We start from the raw sequence: 17,276 nt of genomic DNA on the forward strand, positions 1-17,276 counted from the left end.
GGTTCGTCGGGTTCGAGTTCGTCGGTGGGGTCGTCTTCGAGTTCGCCGGCGGGTTCGTCGAGTTCGTCGGTGGGTTCGCCTTCGAGTTCGCGGGCGGTTTCGCAGACGCGTCCGTGGGCGAGTTCGTCATCGAGGCCCCGTCAGACCGGCAGGGCCCAGGCCTGGTCGACCCGGTGGTCGCCGCAGGCGGTGAGCCGCAGCCGCGCGGCCGGTGCGTCGGGGGTCGCGGCCGCGGCCGACGCCGTCAGGCACATCTCGCTCACGGCCTCGACCAGGGCCCCGTCCCGGCGGTGCGTCCAGCTCTGCCCCGGCTCGCCCGGCGCGCAGTCCGCCAGCTCCACCAGGCCGTCCTCGCCCGCCGACAGGCAGTCCCCGGCCAGCCGCAGGCTCGCGTCGCTCCCCAGGGTCCAGCGCTGGTCGGTGCCCGCCGTGCAGGCCGCCATCACGACCGCGCCGACACCGGCGGTGTTGGCCCCGTCGGCGCATTTGACGCCGTTGCCGGTGATCTGCCCGGTCGGAACGGCCTCGTCGCACCCGTGCGGGCTGAGCCGCCAGACGGCCGTGTCGTGCGCGGCCAGCTTTCCGGTGAGGGAGCCGGAGACCCTGGTGCGCCGCCCGCTCCACAGGTCCTTGGCCTCCACCGTGCAGGAGTACAGCCCGATGTCGGCCAGCGGTACGGAGATGTCCCGGGCGCTGCCGGACCGGTTGAGCACCGCCACGGCGCGGTCGCCGTTCGCGAGCGGCCGGGCCAGGACCTCGAAGGTGGCGTTGGAGGAGACCACCGCGCCCTGCCGGCCCATCGAGTCCTGGTCCAGGGCGATCAGGTCGGTGTTGCCGAGGGCGGCGAGCCCCGCCGGGGTGAGGTGGGAGACCTCGGAGGACAGGATGAAGGGGGCGGCCATCATCGCCCACAGGCCGACCTGGCTGCGGCTCTCCGCCTCGGTGAGGCCGGGGGCGCCCGCGATCAGGAAGTCGGGGTCGTTCCAGTTGCCGGGGCCCGCGTACCGGCCGAGCCAGCGGTTGTAGCCGTAGTTGCCCATCACCGAACTCCAGCGGGAGGCCGTGGGCGTGGCCGGCTTGTACACCTGGATGTCCCGGCCCTCACGCCACAGCTGGCCGGTCTCGCCGACCCAGCCGAGCACCTTGTGCCAGTCGGGACCGCCCCATTCGCCCTGCTGGAAATAGGCCGGCGCGGAGGCGGAGAGCACCATGTCCCGGCCGCTGTCGCGCAGGGCCCTGGACACGGCGTTGTACGCGTCGCGGTAGGCCTGCTCCTTCGTCTTGCCGGGCGGGACCCACAGATTGCAGCCGTCCATCTTGACGTAGTCCACGTTCCAGGACGCGAACAGCCGGGCGTCCTGCGCGTAGTGGTCCGCGCCGCCGCCGTTGGGCGCTCCGCTGCCGGGGTAGCGCTCGCAGGTCTCGTAGCCGGCGTCCTCGTAGATGCCGAACTTCAGCCCCTTCGCGTGCAGATGGTCGCCGAGCCAGGCCATGCCGTGCGGGAATTTGCCGGTGTCGGTGACCAGATCGCCCTTCGCGTCGCGGCTCTTGAGCATCCAGCAGTCGTCGACGGTCACGGTGTCGTAGCCCTTGGCGGCGAGGCCGGTGGAGACGAGCGCGTCGGCGTTCGCCACCACCTTGGCTTCGTCGATGTCGCACATGTAGTGCGCCCAGTTGTTCCAGCCCATGGGCGGGGTGAGCGCGAGCGGGGTGTCCGAGGTCGCGGTGGGCCCGGCCGCGGCGGGGGCGGGGGCGGGGGCGAGCGCGAGGGTGAGCAGGGCGGCCGCGGTCAGGCAGGGGAGCGACGCACGCAGGCGAGGCGGCACGGAGACTCCTTGACGTGGGGGCGGGCGTACCGGGGGCTGGCTGACTCTTGTGCGCCCAGTGCAGCGGTGTGATTACCCTCTGTCAACGAAAGTCGATGCTTATCGGCCAATGACCAGCAATTTGGCCGTAGTCGACGTCACACGATCGAGGAGGCGCGCTTGTGAGGCGCTGTATGTGACGTCGTCTGTTACGGTGTATCTCATGCCGAGAAGATCAGCCGCCCTGGACCGCGCGACGCCCGAGGCGATCGCCGTCGCCGCCCTGCGGATCCTCGACGAGCAGGGGCCCAACGCGCTGAGCTTCCGCTCCCTCGCCGACCGGCTCGACGTCTCCCATGCCACCGTCCAGCGCCGCTGCACTGATCTCGCCGGCCTGCTGGACCTGTGCACCGAACACCTCGCCGCCCAACTGCCCGAGGTCCCCGCCGGCACCGACTGGGCCGAGGCCGCCGAGCTGCGCTTCGGTGCCCTGTACCGGCTGCTCACCGCCCACCCCGGGCTGCTGGTGCTGCGCGGCGGCCGGCCCTGGCTGGGGCGGCAGCTGCTGGCCCGGCTGGTGGAGCCGGCGCTCGCCGACAGCGTGGCGGCCGGTATGACCGCCGCCGAGGCGATGATCACGTACCGCCGGATGTACCTGCTCACCCTCGGCAGCGCCGCCTTCGTCGACCACCGTGATCCGGCCGGGGCCACGGCCGCCTCGCGGGCCGCGCTGGCCGCCCTGGATCCCGAGGAGTTCCCCGTGCTGTCGGGCGGGCTGGCCGACGTACTGCCCGCCCTGACCGACCGCGAGGTGTACTACGGCGCCCTGCGCCAGCTGATCGAGGCCGCCCGGCCCACTGCCTGAAGGGGAGCGCGTTCATGGAACAGCAGTTCACGGAGCAGCAGTTCACGGAGGAGCAGTTCACGGAGGAGCGGCTCGACTACGCCGCCGTACGCGCCGCCGCCGAGCGGATCGCCGGGACGATACGGCCGGCGGCCGTGGTGCCCGCGGCCGAGGGGGTCTGGTACGCGCTGGAATACCTCCAGCACACCGGTTCCTTCAAGGCCCGCGGCGCCCGCAACTTCCTCGCCGCCCACCACCGGGCCGGCACCCTCCCGGGCGCCGGGGTGACCATCGCCTCCGGCGGCAACGCGGGCCTCGCCTGTGCCTGGGCGGCCCGCGCGCAGTCCGTACCCGCCACGGTGTTCCTGCCCGCGAACGCACCGCGCGTGAAGGTGGAGCGGCTGCGGGGCTACGGAGCCGACGTACGGCTCGTCGGCGACCGGTACTCCGAGGCGCTCGCCGCATGCGAGGAGTTCGCGGCCGCGAGCGGGGCGCTGAGCAGCCACGCGTACGACCATCCGCTGATCGCCGCCGGCGCGGGGACCCTGCTCGACGAGATCCGGGCCGGGCTGCCCGGCCTGGACACCGTGGTCGTGGCAGTGGGCGGTGGCGGGCTGTTCGCCGGTATCGCCGCCGCCGCGCGCGAACACGGCGTACGGGTGGTCGCCGCCGAGCCGGAGAACTGCCGGGCCCTGAACGCTGCCCTGGAGGCGGGCCGGCCCGTCGACGTAGCCGTGGACTCGGTGGCCGCCGACTCGCTGGGCGCCACCCGGGTCTCGGCGGACGCGCTGGCCGCCGCGCAGCAGAAGAACGTGCGGTCGGTGCTGGTCCCGGACACGGAGATCACGGCCGCCCGGCGCGCCCTGTGGGAGGAGCACCGGATCGCTGTCGAGGCGGGCGCGGCCACGGCCCTGGCGGCCCTGCGGACGGCCCCCGAACCGCTGGGGGAGCGGGTGGCCGTCGTCCTGTGCGGGGCGAACACCGACCCCGGGGACCTGTCGGCCGCCGAGGTCTGACGGGCTGCCCGGCCTTCCGTCCGACCGCCAGCCCGACTGCCCGTCCGCCCGACCGAGAGACCGCCCGCCCGACCGCCGTCAGTCCGCGTAGTCGTTGTAGTCGTTCTCGCGCACGACGACCACCGTACTGGCGGCGTACTGGACCACCTGCTGGCTCACCGAGCCCAGCAGCGCGCCCTTGAACCCGCCGTGGCCGCGGGTGCCGACCACCATCAGATCCGCCTCCGCGGAGGCGTCCACCAGTACCTGGGCCGGTGTGCCCTGTTCGACCCGGCGGAACACCGGCACGCCGGGCGAGGTGCCGACCGACTCCGCGACGGTGTCGGCCAGCTTCCGCCGAGCCGCCTCCTCGGCGGTGGCCAGGTCCTCCTGGGCGCCCGCGCCCACCGCGAACGGGTTGGTGTTCCACTCCCAGCTCATGACGGCGTGCACGCGGCCGCCGATCGCCTTGGCCTGGGCGACCCCCCAGCGCAGGGCCTCCTTGGAATGGTCCGACCCGTCCACGCCCACGACGATCAGAGGCTCGATGGACTCACTCACAGTGGTTTCCTCTCGGTTCGTCCTCATGGCCGTTCTCCATTGGATGGTAAAGCGCATTAGTACGCGCCTCCTCGAACCGCCGATAAAAAGTCAACCTCTGACGGCTAAGCAGGTTTGTTATCGAATCGATATCGCCGTTGAGAGGTTAATAACTAAAGCGCATTAGGCCAGGTCAATGCCTTGTTGACGAAGGGACTTTCATCTGCCTCTCCCTCCGCCGTCTCGATTCGGAAGGTAGGGGTACCCGCCCATCGGGACTTCGGCCGCATTGACGGAAGGCCGATTTCGGGCCAGCGTGGGCACCGCGCTCCGGCAGTGAGGCCGGAACTCCCCCTGAAGGCGGCGACGATGACCCGTTTGAACGGCACCCGTATTGCCATCGCCACGCTCGTGGCCGGCACGCTCCTTTCGGCCTCCGCGTGCGGCATGAGCGGTGGCGCCGCGGACGCGAAGGAGGCGGAGAAGACCGGCAAAGTGGCCGGCGAGATCACCTTCCGCACCCTCCAGCTGAAGCCGGTGTTCACGGCGTACGTGCAGGCAGTGATCGACGCCTTCGAGGCGAAGTATCCGGATGTGAAGGTGAAGTGGGAGGACGTTCCGGGGGACGGCTACAACGAGAAGCTCGTCGCCGACGCGCAGGCCGGCGCCCTGCCGGACGTCGTCAATCTCTCCACCGACTCCTTCCAGCTCCTCGCCGACCGCGGCATGCTCGCCGACGTGGCCAAGCTCGACGGTGAGGTCGCCAAGGACTATGTCCCGGGCGCCTGGGAGCAGTTCAAGCTGCCGGGCAAGGGCGACGGCGTGTACGCCTACCCGTGGTACGTGACCCCCGAGATCCTCACGTACAACAAGGTCCTCTTCGAGAAGGCCGGCCTGGATCCGGCCAAGCCGCCGGCCAGCGTGGAGCAGTTCTTCGACTACGCCGAGCAGATAGCGGCCAAGTCCGGTGGCCAGTACGCCGCCTTCATGGCCGACCCCAAGAGCCGGCTGCCCGGAGACTGGCAGAAGATGGGCGTACCGATCCTGAACGAGCGGCAGGACCGGTTCGTCTTCGACACCGACAAGGCCGTCGAATGGGTCGGGAGAATGAAGGACCTGTACGCCAAGGGCGCCATGCCCAAGGAGTCCCTCCTCAAGGCCGACGACATCAACCAGCTCTACGGCGCGGGCAAGCTCGTCTTCGGCCCCGGCTCCCCGGGCTTCGTCAAGGACATCAAGCAGAACGCCCCGGCCATCTACGCCAACACCCAGGTCGCGGGCGCCGTCACCGGCAAGCTCGGCCACATCGGCATCTACGCCCAGTCGCTCGGCATCAAGAAGGACACCAAGCACGTGGACGCGGCGGCCGAGTTCGCCAAGTGGGTCACCAACGGCCCCAATCAGGTGGAGTTCTCCAGAAAGGCCACCATCTACCCCTCCAACGCCAAGGGCCTCGCCGACCCGTACTTCGCCGACCGGGGCGACGGCACGGACGCCGAGACCGTGGCCCGCGCGGTCGGCGCCGAGCAGCTGAAGACCGCCGCGCTCGACGCCAACACCCCCGTCCAGTGGACCAGTCAGGTCGGCGACGCGGTCGTACGCGAGATGCAGAAGGCCATCAAGGGCGAGCAGGACGCGAAGACGGCCGTGCGGAAGGCGCAGGAGGAAGCGAACGAGCTGCTCGCCAACGCGGCGAAGAAGTGACGGGCGGACGCACGGCGGCGGCAGCGGCTCGCACCGGGGAAGCCGGCACGGGACTGCCCCACCGCACCTGGTGGACCCCGTACCTCTTTCTCGCCCCCGGCCTGGTGATGGTGGCACTGTTCAGCCTCTGGCCGTTCGTGAACACCGTCATCCTCTCCTTCACCGACGCACAGATCCTGCGAGGTGGCGGTTTCGTCGGCTTCGACAACTACAGCCGGGCGTTCGGCGATCCGGACTTCTGGGTCGCCACCGGAAACAGCGTGCTGTACCTGCTGGTCGTCGTACCCTGCCTGGTCTTCCTGCCGCTGGCCCTCGCGGTGCTCGTCCGGACGAAGATCCCCGGCATCGGGTTCTTCCGCTCCGCCTTCTACACCCCGGTGATCGCCTCCGCCGTCGTCGTCGGCCTGATCTGGCAGTGGGTGCTGCGCAGCGACGGCCTCGTCAACACCGTCTTCCAGAAGCTCGGCATCATCTCCGGGCCGATCCCGTTCCTCACCGACAGCACCATGCTGCTGGTCTCCGCGATGATCGTGACCGTGTGGAAGGGCCTCGGCTACTACATGGTCTTCTACCTGGCCGCCCTCGGGAACGTCTCCTCCTCCCTCTACGAGGCGGCGGCCCTCGACGGCGCCGGGCCGGTCCGTCGCTTCTTCAGCATCACCGTCCCCCAGGTGAAGCCGATGATGCTGCTCGTCGGCACCCTCTCCGCCATCTCCGCTCTCCGCGTCTTCACCGAGATCTACATCCTCGGCGGGGAGAGCGGCGGGCCCGGGGGTGGCGCCCGCACCCTGCCCTTCCTCATTCGGCAGGTCGGCCTCGGCTTCGCCGGCGAGACGGGTTACGCCTCCGCCATCTCCATCCTGTTGTTCCTCCTGACGCTGGTCTTCAGCCTGCTGGGCCGCCGTCTGTCGAAGGGAGACGAGAGTTGAGCGCCCGGAGCGCCCGGAGCGCCCGGAGCGCCCGAAGCACCCGAAGCACCCGCAGCCGGCGGCTCGGACTGGCCGGCCGGTACGCCACGCTGACGCTGATGCTCGTGGTCATGCTCGGGCCGATCACCTGGCAGTTCCTCACCTCGATCCGCGGCCGCACGGAGAACGTGTACGACGGGGTGCTGCCCTCACAGCCCACCCTCGACAACTACGTCCGGGTCGCCGAATCGTTCCCACTGCTCCAGTACGTTGGCAACACCCTGATCGTCGCGGCCCTCGCCATCACCTCGAACACGCTGTTCGCGGCGATGGGCGGATACGCCCTTTCCCGGGCCGGCTGGAAGGGCCGCAAGGCCGTGTTCACCGTGCTGGTGGCGACCCTGATGTTCCCCTTCGAGTCCGTGATGATCTCGATGTTCCTCACGGTCCGCGAGATGGGCCTGGTCGACACCCTGATCGGTGTCTGGCTGCCCGGCGCGGTCTCCGTCCTGAACATCATGATCATGCGGGCGTCCTTCCTCTCCGTACCCCAGGAGATCGAGGAGGCCGCGGTCCTGGACGGGGCGGGCGAGTGGACCCGCTTCACCCGGGTCTTCCTCCCCGCCGCCAAAGGCGCCCTGGCCGTCGTCTGCATCACCAGCTTCATGGGCGCCTGGGACGACTTCCTCTGGCCCCTGCTGGTCCTCACCAATAGCGACAACTACACCCTCCAGCTCGGGCTGAAGACCCTGGCCGGCGCCACCACCGTCAACGACCAGCGGCTCATCGCCGCCGGTGCGATGGCCGCGCTCATCCCGATGATGCTGCTCTTCTTCGCCCTCCAGCGTTTCTTCTTCAAGGGCGTGGGCGAGGGAGCAGTCAAGACCTGAGTCCCATACAGCCCGCTCGTTGCACGACACACGACCTCCCTCCCCTGGAGCAACCGTCATGCATGACGACCGCAGCATCACCGAACAACGCCTCCGCCGGGTCCTCAAGGAGCGCATCAAGCCCGCCGTCCACTCCCGCTCCGTCCCGCTGACCATCGAGCGGTGGGAGGCCCCGGGCGAGCCCGTCCCGGTGGCCGAAGGCCTGGCCGCGACGTACGGATCCTGCGCGATCGGCGACACGTGGGGCCCGGCCTGGGGCACCACCTGGTTCAAGGTCACCGGCTCCGTCCCCGCCGACTGGGCCGGCCGCACCGTCGAGGCCGTCCTCGACCTCGGCTTCGACCGGATGATGCCCGGCTTCCAGTGCGAGGGCCTGGTCCACCGCCCCGACGGCGGGGAGATCAAGGCTCTCAACCCGTACAACGACTGGGTGCGCGTCGCCGACTCCGCCGAGGGCGGCGAGCGCGTCGAGTGGTACGTCGAGGCCGCCTCCAACCCCGTCCTCGTCGAGCACCGAGCCACCTACGAGGGCGACAGGCAGACCAGCGGCGACCAGCCCCTCTACCGGCTCGCCCGGATGGACCTCGCCGTCTTCGAGACCGAGGTCTGGGAACTCGTCCAGGACCTCGAAGTCCTCTACGACCTCATGACCCAGCTCTCCGGGAGCGACGCCCGGCGGTACGAGATCCTGCGCGCCATCGACGCGGCGCTGGACGCCGTCGACCTCGGCGACGTCCCCGGAACGGCGGCCGGCGCCCGCGCGCGGCTGGCCGCGGTGCTCGCCGCCCCCGCCAACGCCTCCGCGCACCGGATCAGCGCGGTCGGCCACGCCCACATCGACTCCGCCTGGCTGTGGCCGCTTCGCGAGACGGTCCGCAAGGTCTCCCGCACCGCGTCCAACATGGTCAACCTGATGGACGAGCACCCCGAGTTCGTCTTCGCCATGTCGCAGGCACAGCAGCTCGACTGGATCAAGACCTACCGCCCCGCGCTCTTCGAGCGGGTCAAGAAGAAGGTGGCGGACGGCCAGTTCGTGCCGGTCGGCGGGATGTGGGTGGAGTCCGACACCAACATGGTCGGCGGCGAGGCCATGGCCCGCCAGTTCCTCTACGGCAAGAAGTTCTTCCTCGACGAGTTCGGCATCGAGACCCGCAACGTGTGGCTGCCCGACTCCTTCGGCTACACCGCCGCGATGCCGCAGATCGTCAAGCTCTCCGGCTCCAAATGGTTCCTCACCCAGAAGATCTGCTGGTCCCAGGTCAACAAGTTCCCGCACCACACCTTCTGGTGGGAGGGCATCGACGGCACCCGCGTCTTCACGCACTTCCCGCCCGTCGACACCTACAACAGCGACCTGGGCGGCGCCCAACTGGCGCACGCCGCACGCAACTACCAGGAGAAGGGCCGGGGTTCGCGCTCCCTGGCCCCCTTCGGCTGGGGCGACGGCGGTGGCGGCCCCACCCGCGAACAGCTGGCCCGGGCCAAGCGGCAGCGGAACCTGGAAGGTTCCCCGCGGGTCGAGATCGAACGCCCCGACGCCTTCTTCGAGAAGGCCCACGCCGAGTACGAAGACGCCCCCGTCTGGGCCGGCGAGCTGTACCTGGAGCTGCACCGGGGGACGTACACCTCCCAGGCCAAGACCAAGCAGGGCAACCGGCGCAGCGAATCACTGCTGCGCGAGGCCGAGCTGTGGGCGGCCACCGCCGCGGTGAGGGTGGCGGGGTACGGATACCCGTACGAGGAGCTGGAGCGGATCTGGAAGACGGTGCTGCTCCACCAGTTCCACGACATCCTGCCGGGGTCCTCCATCGCCTGGGTGCACCGCGAGGCGCGCGCGACGTACGCGAAGGTACGGGAGGAGCTGCGCGGGATCACCCTCGCCGCGCAGATCGCGCTGGCGGGCGAGGGCGAGGAGGAACTGGTCTTCAACTGCGCCCCGCACACCCGGCGCGGCATCCCGGCGGGCGGCGCGGGCCGCCCGGTGGCGCCGCGGCAGCCGGTCACCGTCGAGGAGCGGCTCGGCGGCGGGCAGATCCTCGACAATGGGCGGCTGCTGGTGGAGATCGACGGCCGCGGGCTGATCGTGTCGGCGTACGACCTGGAGGCGGGCCGGGAGTCGGTGGCCCCCGGCCGCGCGGCGAACCTGCTGCAGATCCACCCCGACTTCCCGAACATGTGGGACGCCTGGGACATCGACTCGTTCTACCGCAACAACGTCACCGACCTGGTGGATCTGGAGGGGCTGGAGATCACGGAGCTCGGCCCCGAGTCGGCGACGGTGCGCGTCACCCGCTCCTTCGGCTCCTCCAGGGCGGTTCAGTCGATCACCCTGCGGGCCGGGGCCAAGACGGTCGACATCGTCACGGAGGTGGACTGGCACGATACGGAGAAGCTCCTCAAGGCCGCCTTTCCGCTGGATGTGAAGGCCGAACGGACGGCCTCGGAGACCCAGTTCGGGCACGTCTACCGGGCCACGCACACCAACACCTCATGGGAGGCGGCCAAGTTCGAGATCTGCGCGCACCGCTGGATCCACGCGGAGGAGCCCGGCTGGGGAGTGGCGGTGCTCAACGACTCCACGTACGGCCATGACGTGACCCGTGATGTGCGTGCGGACGGCGGCCAGACCACCACGGTCCGGCTCTCGCTCCTGCGGGCCCCCCGCTACCCCGACCCGGAGACCGACCAGGGCAGCCACACCCTGAGCTTCTCACTCGCCCCGGGCGCCGCGATCGGGGACGCGGTCCGCGAGGGCCACGGGCTCAACCTGCCCGAGCGGGTGCTGTCCGGCGCGGGTCCGGTGGCCCCGCTGGTGGCGGTGGACCAGGACGCGGTGGTGGTCGAGGCGGTCAAGCTGGCCGAGGACCGCAGCGGCGATGTGATCGTCCGCCTCTACGAGTCCCGGGGTGGCCGGGCCACGGCGACCCTGTCGGCGGACTTCCCGCTCACGGCCGCGGTCGAGAGCGATCTGCTGGAGCGGCCTCTGGCGGGTACGGCCGTAGGCGCCCCGGCGGCGGACGGCACGGTCCGGCTCACCCTGCGCCCGTTCCAGATCGTCACGGTCCGCCTCCATCGCGCCTGACGCGCCTGACGCGCCTGACGCGCCTGACGCGCCTGACGTGCCTGACGGTCAGACATCTTTCGGCCCCGGCCCGGCTATCCGGGCCGGGGCCCCGCCGCTTCGTCCCAGGCGCCGGGGCTCAGGTAGTGGTTTGGCGTGCCCGGCGGCCAGTACGGTGCGCAGCGCCGCTAGTGCCGTGACCGGCAAGGTTCACCGGGTCGCGACGCTCCCCCAGCTACCGCTGGGAGGTGTCCCCAGGCACGGCACCTCGCCGCGTTGTCGGACCNNTCCGGCCACGGCACTAGCCGGCGGGCGTACACCCGCCGGTCACGGGCGAGTGCGTCCCTTACGCGGGTCCAGTCCTCGGCCCGCTCGCCCAGCGCGTGCAGCAGGGCCACGGGCGGGCGGCCGGGGTGACCCGGGCGGCCGGGGCGGCCGGGGTGGCCGGGGCATTCGCGGCGTCCGTGGGGCCCGCCACCTCCGTTCGCCGTCACCACGTCGTGTCGCGTCATGGACCGGACGCTAGCGGGGCGCGGGGGAGCCGGCGATCACGGCCTCGGAGGTGCGCAGCCGAGCGAGCCCCGGCCTGGCGACGGGTGCGGCGGGGTGCCCTGCCGAGGACTCCCGCCCGGCTCGCCGCCCGGCTCGCCGTGCGGGTCGGCGGCCGCCGACCGGGCCTTGCGCGCCCTCGTCGGCCGTGAACTCCGCCACAGGTCCCGGCCGGCCGGGCCGCCGGTCCCGGGAATACCGGGCCGCAGCGCCCTCCGCTGCCCCCACCTGGTTATGCACCTAGTTGCAAAACCATCCCCGTCTCGCTAGAACAGGTTCATCACCCCCGCGCGAGGAGGCGCCCCTCATGAGTTCCCAGAGCCGGTACCCGCACCTGCTGAGCCCCCTGGACCTCGGTTTCACCACCCTGCCGAACCGCGTGATCATGGGGTCGATGCACACCGGCCTCGAAGAGCACGAGGGTGGCTTCGAGCGCCTCGCCGCCTTCTACGCCGAGCGCGCCCGCGGCGGCGCCGGCCTGATCGTCACCGGCGGCATCTCCCCCAACGACGCCGGCCGCCCCTTCGAGGGCGGCTCCCGCCTCACCACCGAGGAGGAAGCGGCCGAGCACCGGGTGATCACAGGTGCGGTGCACGAGGCGGGCGGCAAGATCGCCATGCAGATCCTGCACTTCGGCCGCTACGCCTACCACAAGGACCTGGTCGCCCCCAGTGCCCTCCAGGCGCCCATCAGCCCCTTCGTCCCCAACGAGCTCAGCGACATCGAGGTCGAGCGCACCGTCGAGGACTTCGTCCGTGCCGCCCGCCTCGCCAAGCTGGCCGGCTACGACGGCGTCGAGATCATGGGCTCCGAGGGCTACCTGATCAACGAGTTCATCGCCGCCGCCACCAACAAGCGCACCGATCGCTGGGGTGGCGCGTACGAGAACCGCGTGCGCTTCCCGCTGGAGATCGTCCGGCGCACCCGCGCGGCCGTCGGCGAGGACTTCATCCTCATCTACCGGCTCTCCATGCTCGACCTGATCCCCGGTGGCTCCACGCTCGACGAGGTCGTCCACCTCGCCAAGGAGATCGAGGCCGCCGGCGCCACCATCATCAACACCGGCATCGGCTGGCACGAGGCCCGCATCCCCACCATCGCCACCTCCGTACCGCGCGGCGCCTACACCTGGGTCACCAAGCGGCTGATGGGCGCGGTATCCGTCCCTCTCGTCACCAGCAACCGCATCAACACCCCGGAGATTGCAGAGGAGTTGCTGGCCGACGGCCGCGCCGACCTGGTCTCCCTGGCCCGCCCCTTCCTCGCCGACGCGGACTTCGTGAACAAGGCGCGCGCCGGAGCCGCCGAGACCATCAACACCTGCATCGGCTGCAACCAGGCCTGCCTCGACCACACCTTCAGCGGCAAGATCACCAGCTGCCTGGTCAACCCGCGCGCCTGCCACGAGACCGAACTCGTCCTGTCTCCCACGCAGTTGAAGAAGCGCGTCGCCGTCGTCGGGGCCGGCCCGGCCGGGCTCGCCTGCGCTGTCTCCGCCGCCGAACGCGGTCACGCCGTCACCCTCTTCGAGGCCTCCGGCCACATCGGCGGCCAGCTCGACATCGCCCGCCGCATCCCGGGCAAGGAGGAGTTCGAGGAGACCATCCGCTACTTCGGTACCCAGCTCGCCGTCCATGGCATCGACCTCCGCCTGAACACCCGTGCCGACGTCGACACCCTCCAGGGCTACGACGAGGTGGTCGTCGCCACCGGCGTCACCCCCCGCACCCCCGACATCGAGGGCGTGGACCACCCGAACGTCGTGAACTACCTCGACGTACTGCGTGACGGCGCCCCGGTCGGCGAACGCGTGGCCGTCGTCGGCGCCGGCGGTATCGGCTTCGACGTCGTGGAGTTCCTCACCGACAGCGGCGAGGGCGCCTCCCAGGACCCCGAGGTCTACTTCCGCCACTGGGGTGTCGACACCTCGTACACCGGACCCGGCGGTCTCGCGGCGCCCGAGCGGCCCGCCCCGCCGCGCCAGGTCCACCTGCTCCAGCGCAAGGCCACCAAGGTCGGCGCCGGCCTCGGCACCACCACCGGCTGGATCCACCGCGCGGAGCTCAAGCACCGCGGGGTCGTCTCCGTCGCGGGCGCCGCGTACGACCGCATCGACGACGAGGGCCTGCACATCACCGTCGACGGCGAGCAGCGGCTCGTCCCCGCCGACACCGTGGTCCTGTGCACCGGCCAGGAGCCGCGCCGCGACCTGTACGAGGCGCTGCGCGCGGCCGGCGTCGAGGCGCACCTGATCGGCGGCGCCGACGTGGCCGCCGAACTGGACGCCAAGCGGGCCATCCGCCAGGGCACGGAGCTGGCCGCGAGCCTCTGAGCCACGGGGAGTTGTGGCGGCCCGGCCCGGGCCGCCACAATCACCGGGTGACGCTGACACCGGCAGACGCAGACAAGATCCTCGCCGACAATTTCGCCCCCTGGGTACTCGCGCTCGGCCTCACCGTCCGGGAGACCGGTGAGCGGCACGCCGTCCTGCGGCTGCCCTGGTCCGACACCCTCGCCCGGGACGGCGGCGGCCTCTCCGGCCAGGCCCTGATGGCCGCCGCCGACACCGCCACCGTCATCGCGATCTCCGCCGCGCGCGGCGCGTACGGCCCGATGACCACCGTCCAGCAGTCAACGAGCTTCCAGCGCCCCGTGGTCGGCTCCGACGTGCTGATCGACGTACGGATCACCAAACTCGGCAAGCGCATGGCCTTCGCCGACATCACCATGACCCCCGAGGGCACCACCGAACCGGCCGCGAAGGCCTCCACGGTCTACGCACTGCTCGGGTGACCCCGCGGCTCAGATGTCGATGACGCGGTAGGCGATCGTGTACACGCCGCCGGAGCCCTCCAGCGAGCGGTACTGGACCTCGCCGTTCACCTCGCTGCCGGTGACCAGCGTCGCGCCCAGCTTGTCGTCCGAGCTGGTCGTGTCGTAGTCCCACAGGGTCAGGGTGCGGGCCTGCTGCTTGCCGAGGACGAGCGCTGCGTTGCCGTTCGCGTCATCCAGCGAGCGCACGTAGTTCGTGCCCATCGTCTGGTACTTGGCACTCCCGGGCCAGACCTTGATCTGGTTCCCGTTCGCGTCCGTGATCTTGATGTACGCCTCGTCGTGGTCGCCCTCGCTCTGCTGGTGACAGGTCAGCTCCAGCAGCTCGATCCGGACGTAGTCGACCGGCTCGGCCTGGGCGGCTCCGGCGAAGCCGGCGATGCTGCCGAGTGCGAGCAGGGCGGCGGTGGCGAGGCGGGCGGTGCTGCGGCTCATGACGGTGTCCCCCGTGTGTGGTGGTGTGGCGCCCCGGATCCGCCGGGGCGGTGTGCCGATCCCCCCGGCACGACCACCACTCTGCCCCGCCGGCCCCGGCCGCCTCCACGCGTGTTCCGCTCAGCGGAACGCGCGTAGATGACCCGGTGGAGGAGATGGCGGCGCCGTCAGCGCAGCAGCCCCGGCGGGAGCCCCTCCGGCGCGGCCGGCCCGCGTGCGAGGGCGCGGGTGATCGCCGCCCCGGCCTCGGCGACGGCCTGCGCGAGCCGCTCCAGCGCCTGCCCCGCCGGGACCAGCGCGGCGAGCGCCGCCACCACCCTGCCGTCGGGCGCGCGCACGGGCAGCGCGGCGCAGCACACCCCCGCCATCACGTCCTCCCGGTCGAGCACCGCCCCCGGCCGCACGGGACCGCGCAGGGCGCGCCCGGCGGCCGTGTCCAGGCGGAACCCGGTGCCGTCGCGGACCGGCATCACCGGCTCCAGGACACCGGGCACCGAACTGACGGTGAGCGCCTGGTCCTCGTACAGCACCGTCAGGACCACGCTGGCCCCGGTGGTGGCCCGCAGCCGGTGCAGCGGCAGCCGGGCGGCCGGGCGCAGCCCCGGGTGGGGCTGCCAGGCCTGGCCGATCCGGTACAGCTCCGCACCCAGCCGGTAGCGGGCGCCGCGCCGTTCGACGGCGCCGAGCGCCACCAGCTGGTCGAGCAGCCGGTGCACGGTCGCCTTGGGCACCCCGCAGGCCAGGGCGAGTTCGGTCACCCCGGCCTCGTCGTCGCCGTGCCGGCGCAGTGCCTCCAGCAGGGCGAAGGCTCCTTCGAGCACACCCCGGCCGCGCGCGGGCCGCGGCAATGGCGCGCGCTCTGGAACGGAAGCAGACACAAGTCCCCCCGGACTTCTCCGGCCCGGCCGTGGTCCCCCGATGGCACGACCCGGGCACCGTCCATGATGAGGTGGGCGATGCCCGGGAGCGAAGGCTTTCCGGCGCGTGCCGCCAGCCCGGACCGTGGATCAGAACCGGCCCGGGCCGTGGATCAGAACCGGCCCGGCCCGGAAGGCAGCGGCAGCGGCAGCGGCAGCGGCAGCGGCAGCGGCTTCGGAGAGGCCGGCGACTCGCGCCGCTGCTCCGCGCTGCCCGGAGCCGTCCGGCAGGTCACGTCCTCGGCCGGCAGCCGACCCGTGGTCAGATACGCGTTCACGGGCGCGTTCGCACAGGAGTTGGGGTCGGCCAGGTACACGCCGTGGCCCTCTCCGCCCATCGCCAGCACCATCCGTGAGCCCTTGAGGGCGCGGTGCAGACCCTGGCCGCTGAGCAGCGGGGTCTGCGAGTCCCACTCGTTCTGCACGGTCAGCACGTTCGCCCGGGTCTTCATCGGCGTGGCCGCCTCGATGGGCCGCTGCCAGAAGGCACACGGCTTGATGTTCGAGGCGAAGTCCCCGTAGAGGGGGTACGCGACCTTGTCCCTGGCAGCCTCGCGCCGGTACTGCCCGGGGTCGCGCGGCCAGGCGTCCGTGTCCCCGCACAGCACGCTCCAGAAGACGGCGGTGCCGTTGTCGGACGCGGGCTCGGACGCGGACGCGGGCTCGGGCTCGGACTCGGGGACTTGGGAGGTGACCTGCCCCGTGACCTGCCCTGTAGCCCGTCCCGCGACCTGCCTGCTGTCCTGCAAGAACTGCTTCAGCTCGGGCGCGGAGCCGGCCGGTCGGCCCTCGGCCGCGTCCTTGAGGGCCTTGACGAGACGGGCCGCGTGCTCGGGGTAGAAGAAGAACCCCCGCGCCGTCCGGATCCGGTCACCCGTGACCTTCCCCCCGTCGAAGTCGATCGGGTCCTCGTCGGCTCGCGCCACCAGCGCCCAGAACGTCTCGGACACCGCCTTCGGGGTGTCGCCGAGCTGGTACTCGCGCGCGCGCTCGGCGGTCCACCCCGTCCACCGCTGGAACGCCGGCTCGGCCTCGGTCGCCCACACCTGGATCATGCCGCGCCAGACCCGCTGCGGGTCGACCCCACTGTCCAGAACGAAGCGGTCGGTCTTGTTCGGGAACATCTGCGTGTACACGGCGCCGAGGTACGTTCCGTAGGAGTAGCCCAGGTACGAGATCTTCCGCTCGCCCAGGGCGGTACGGATCGCGTCCATGTCGCGCGCGGTGTTGCGGGTCGTGATGTACGGGAGCACCGCGCCGGCCTTCTCCCGGCACTTCTCCGCGACCGTGCGCGCCCAGGCCACGTCGGACGGGAACGTTCCGGGGCGATAGGGCCGGTCGGAGTTCTGCTCGGCGTCGGTGAGTCCGCAGCTGACCGGGCTGCTGGCCCCGACGCCGCGCGGGTCGAAGCCGATCAGGTCGTACTGGTCCCGCACCTCCTTGGGCATCGACTCGGCCGTCATCAACGGCAGATCCAGCCCCGGCCCCCCGGGCCCGCCCGGGTTGAGCAGCATGACGCCGTGCCGCTTGGCCGGATTCTCGCTCTTGATCCGGGATATGGTGAGATCGATCGTTCGTCCCCGCGGGCGCCGGTAGTCGAGCGGGACCTTGATGGTCGCGCACTCGTACGAGGCGGGCTGGTCGGTGCTGCAGCGGTGCCAGGAGGGCTTCTGTTTGGCGTACTCCTCCGCCGGGGCGGCGGCCGCCTGCGTGGCGGACAGCAGGGGCACGGTGGTCGCGAGCAGTCCGGCTGCGGCGAGCAGCGGTGCAATTCGTCTCATGCGCCCACCCTGTGG

The 17,276-nt window shown here is 71.4% G+C and carries 13 protein-coding genes; 8 read left to right on the plus strand and 5 right to left on the minus strand.

What is annotated here, in order from left to right:
• Positions 1 to 140: 140 nt before the first annotated feature.
• Positions 141 to 1,826 carry a ricin-type beta-trefoil lectin domain protein gene (locus tag J7I97_RS18245; protein WP_308369175.1) on the minus strand — a complete coding sequence of 562 codons (1,686 nt, stop codon included), beginning with the start codon at positions 1,824 to 1,826 and terminating at the stop codon, positions 141 to 143.
• A 202-nt stretch (positions 1,827 to 2,028) separates the two neighbouring features.
• Between J7I97_RS18245 and J7I97_RS18250 the strand changes: the two genes are divergently transcribed.
• Both J7I97_RS18250 and J7I97_RS18255 read left to right on the plus strand, forming a co-directional pair.
• A complete protein-coding gene (locus J7I97_RS18250) occupies positions 2,029 to 2,670 on the plus strand; it encodes a TetR/AcrR family transcriptional regulator (protein ID WP_214936173.1) in 642 nt (213 codons plus the stop codon).
• Between the two features lie 14 nt (positions 2,671 to 2,684).
• Positions 2,685 to 3,665, plus strand: coding sequence for a serine/threonine dehydratase (locus J7I97_RS18255; protein ID WP_214936175.1), 981 nt, complete (start codon positions 2,685 to 2,687; stop codon positions 3,663 to 3,665).
• Positions 3,666 to 3,743: 78 nt separating this feature from the next.
• On the opposite strand, the gene J7I97_RS18260 is transcribed toward J7I97_RS18255, so the two are convergent.
• Positions 3,744 to 4,205, minus strand: coding sequence for a universal stress protein (locus J7I97_RS18260; RefSeq protein WP_308364849.1), 462 nt, complete (start codon positions 4,203 to 4,205; stop codon positions 3,744 to 3,746).
• Positions 4,206 to 4,553: 348 nt separating this feature from the next.
• On the opposite strand from J7I97_RS18260, the gene J7I97_RS18265 reads away from it, so the two are divergent.
• From J7I97_RS18265 to J7I97_RS18290, 6 genes are all read left to right on the plus strand, one after another.
• A complete protein-coding gene (locus J7I97_RS18265; protein WP_214936178.1) occupies positions 4,554 to 5,888 on the plus strand; it encodes a sugar ABC transporter substrate-binding protein in 1,335 nt (444 codons plus the stop codon).
• Positions 5,885 to 6,817: a carbohydrate ABC transporter permease gene (locus J7I97_RS18270; RefSeq protein ID WP_374195490.1), complete on the plus strand. Its 933-nt coding sequence runs from the start codon at positions 5,885 to 5,887 to the stop codon at positions 6,815 to 6,817. The genes J7I97_RS18265 and J7I97_RS18270 overlap by 4 nt, the downstream gene beginning before the upstream one ends.
• The gene (locus tag J7I97_RS18275) at positions 6,814 to 7,686 is read left to right on the plus strand and encodes a carbohydrate ABC transporter permease (protein WP_214936180.1); all 873 of its coding nucleotides are present in this window, start codon (positions 6,814 to 6,816) and stop codon (positions 7,684 to 7,686) included. Before J7I97_RS18270 ends, J7I97_RS18275 begins: the two co-directional genes overlap by 4 nt.
• A gap of 58 nt (positions 7,687 to 7,744) precedes the next feature.
• Positions 7,745 to 10,768, plus strand: coding sequence for a glycoside hydrolase family 38 C-terminal domain-containing protein (locus tag J7I97_RS18280; protein ID WP_214936181.1), 3,024 nt, complete (start codon positions 7,745 to 7,747; stop codon positions 10,766 to 10,768).
• 835 nt (positions 10,769 to 11,603) lie between these two features.
• Entirely contained in the window at positions 11,604 to 13,628 is a 2,025-nt protein-coding gene (locus J7I97_RS18285; RefSeq protein ID WP_214936182.1) for an NADPH-dependent 2,4-dienoyl-CoA reductase, read from the plus strand.
• Positions 13,629 to 13,675: 47 nt separating this feature from the next.
• On the plus strand, positions 13,676 to 14,089 hold the full coding sequence (locus J7I97_RS18290) for a PaaI family thioesterase (protein ID WP_214936184.1): 414 nt from the start codon (positions 13,676 to 13,678) through the stop codon (positions 14,087 to 14,089).
• A 9-nt stretch (positions 14,090 to 14,098) separates the two neighbouring features.
• Here the strand turns inward: J7I97_RS18290 and J7I97_RS18295 are convergent, their stop codons facing one another.
• The 3 genes from J7I97_RS18295 to J7I97_RS18305 all read right to left on the minus strand — a co-directional run bounded on the left by J7I97_RS18295 (position 14,099) and on the right by J7I97_RS18305 (position 17,261).
• On the minus strand, positions 14,099 to 14,563 hold the full coding sequence (locus J7I97_RS18295; RefSeq protein ID WP_214936185.1) for a hypothetical protein: 465 nt from the start codon (positions 14,561 to 14,563) through the stop codon (positions 14,099 to 14,101).
• A gap of 167 nt (positions 14,564 to 14,730) precedes the next feature.
• Positions 14,731 to 15,384, minus strand: coding sequence for a helix-turn-helix domain-containing protein (locus J7I97_RS18300; protein WP_214936187.1), 654 nt, complete (start codon positions 15,382 to 15,384; stop codon positions 14,731 to 14,733).
• A gap of 209 nt (positions 15,385 to 15,593) precedes the next feature.
• Positions 15,594 to 17,261, minus strand: a complete 1,668-nt coding sequence (locus tag J7I97_RS18305; RefSeq protein WP_214936188.1) for an alpha/beta hydrolase — start codon at positions 17,259 to 17,261, stop codon at positions 15,594 to 15,596.
• Positions 17,262 to 17,276 lie beyond the last annotated feature (15 nt).

The organism is Streptomyces sp. ISL-87 (assembly GCF_018614095.1).
Lineage (GTDB): Bacteria > Actinomycetota > Actinomycetes > Streptomycetales > Streptomycetaceae > Streptomyces.

What these genes read in the sequence shown, in the direction of transcription:
- J7I97_RS18250 (WP_214936173.1), top strand. Translation starts at nt 2,029, where the DNA reads ATGCCGAGAAGATCAGCCGCCCTGGACCGCGCGACGCCCGAGGCGATC.
- J7I97_RS18255 (WP_214936175.1), top strand. Translation starts at nt 2,685, where the DNA reads ATGGAACAGCAGTTCACGGAGCAGCAGTTCACGGAGGAGCAGTTCACG.
- J7I97_RS18265 (WP_214936178.1), top strand. Translation starts at nt 4,554, where the DNA reads ATGACCCGTTTGAACGGCACCCGTATTGCCATCGCCACGCTCGTGGCC.
- J7I97_RS18280 (WP_214936181.1), top strand. Translation starts at nt 7,745, where the DNA reads ATGCATGACGACCGCAGCATCACCGAACAACGCCTCCGCCGGGTCCTC.
- J7I97_RS18285 (WP_214936182.1), top strand. Translation starts at nt 11,604, where the DNA reads ATGAGTTCCCAGAGCCGGTACCCGCACCTGCTGAGCCCCCTGGACCTC.
- J7I97_RS18295 (WP_214936185.1), bottom strand. Translation starts at nt 14,563, where the DNA reads ATGAGCCGCAGCACCGCCCGCCTCGCCACCGCCGCCCTGCTCGCACTC.
- J7I97_RS18305 (WP_214936188.1), bottom strand. Translation starts at nt 17,261, where the DNA reads ATGAGACGAATTGCACCGCTGCTCGCCGCAGCCGGACTGCTCGCGACC.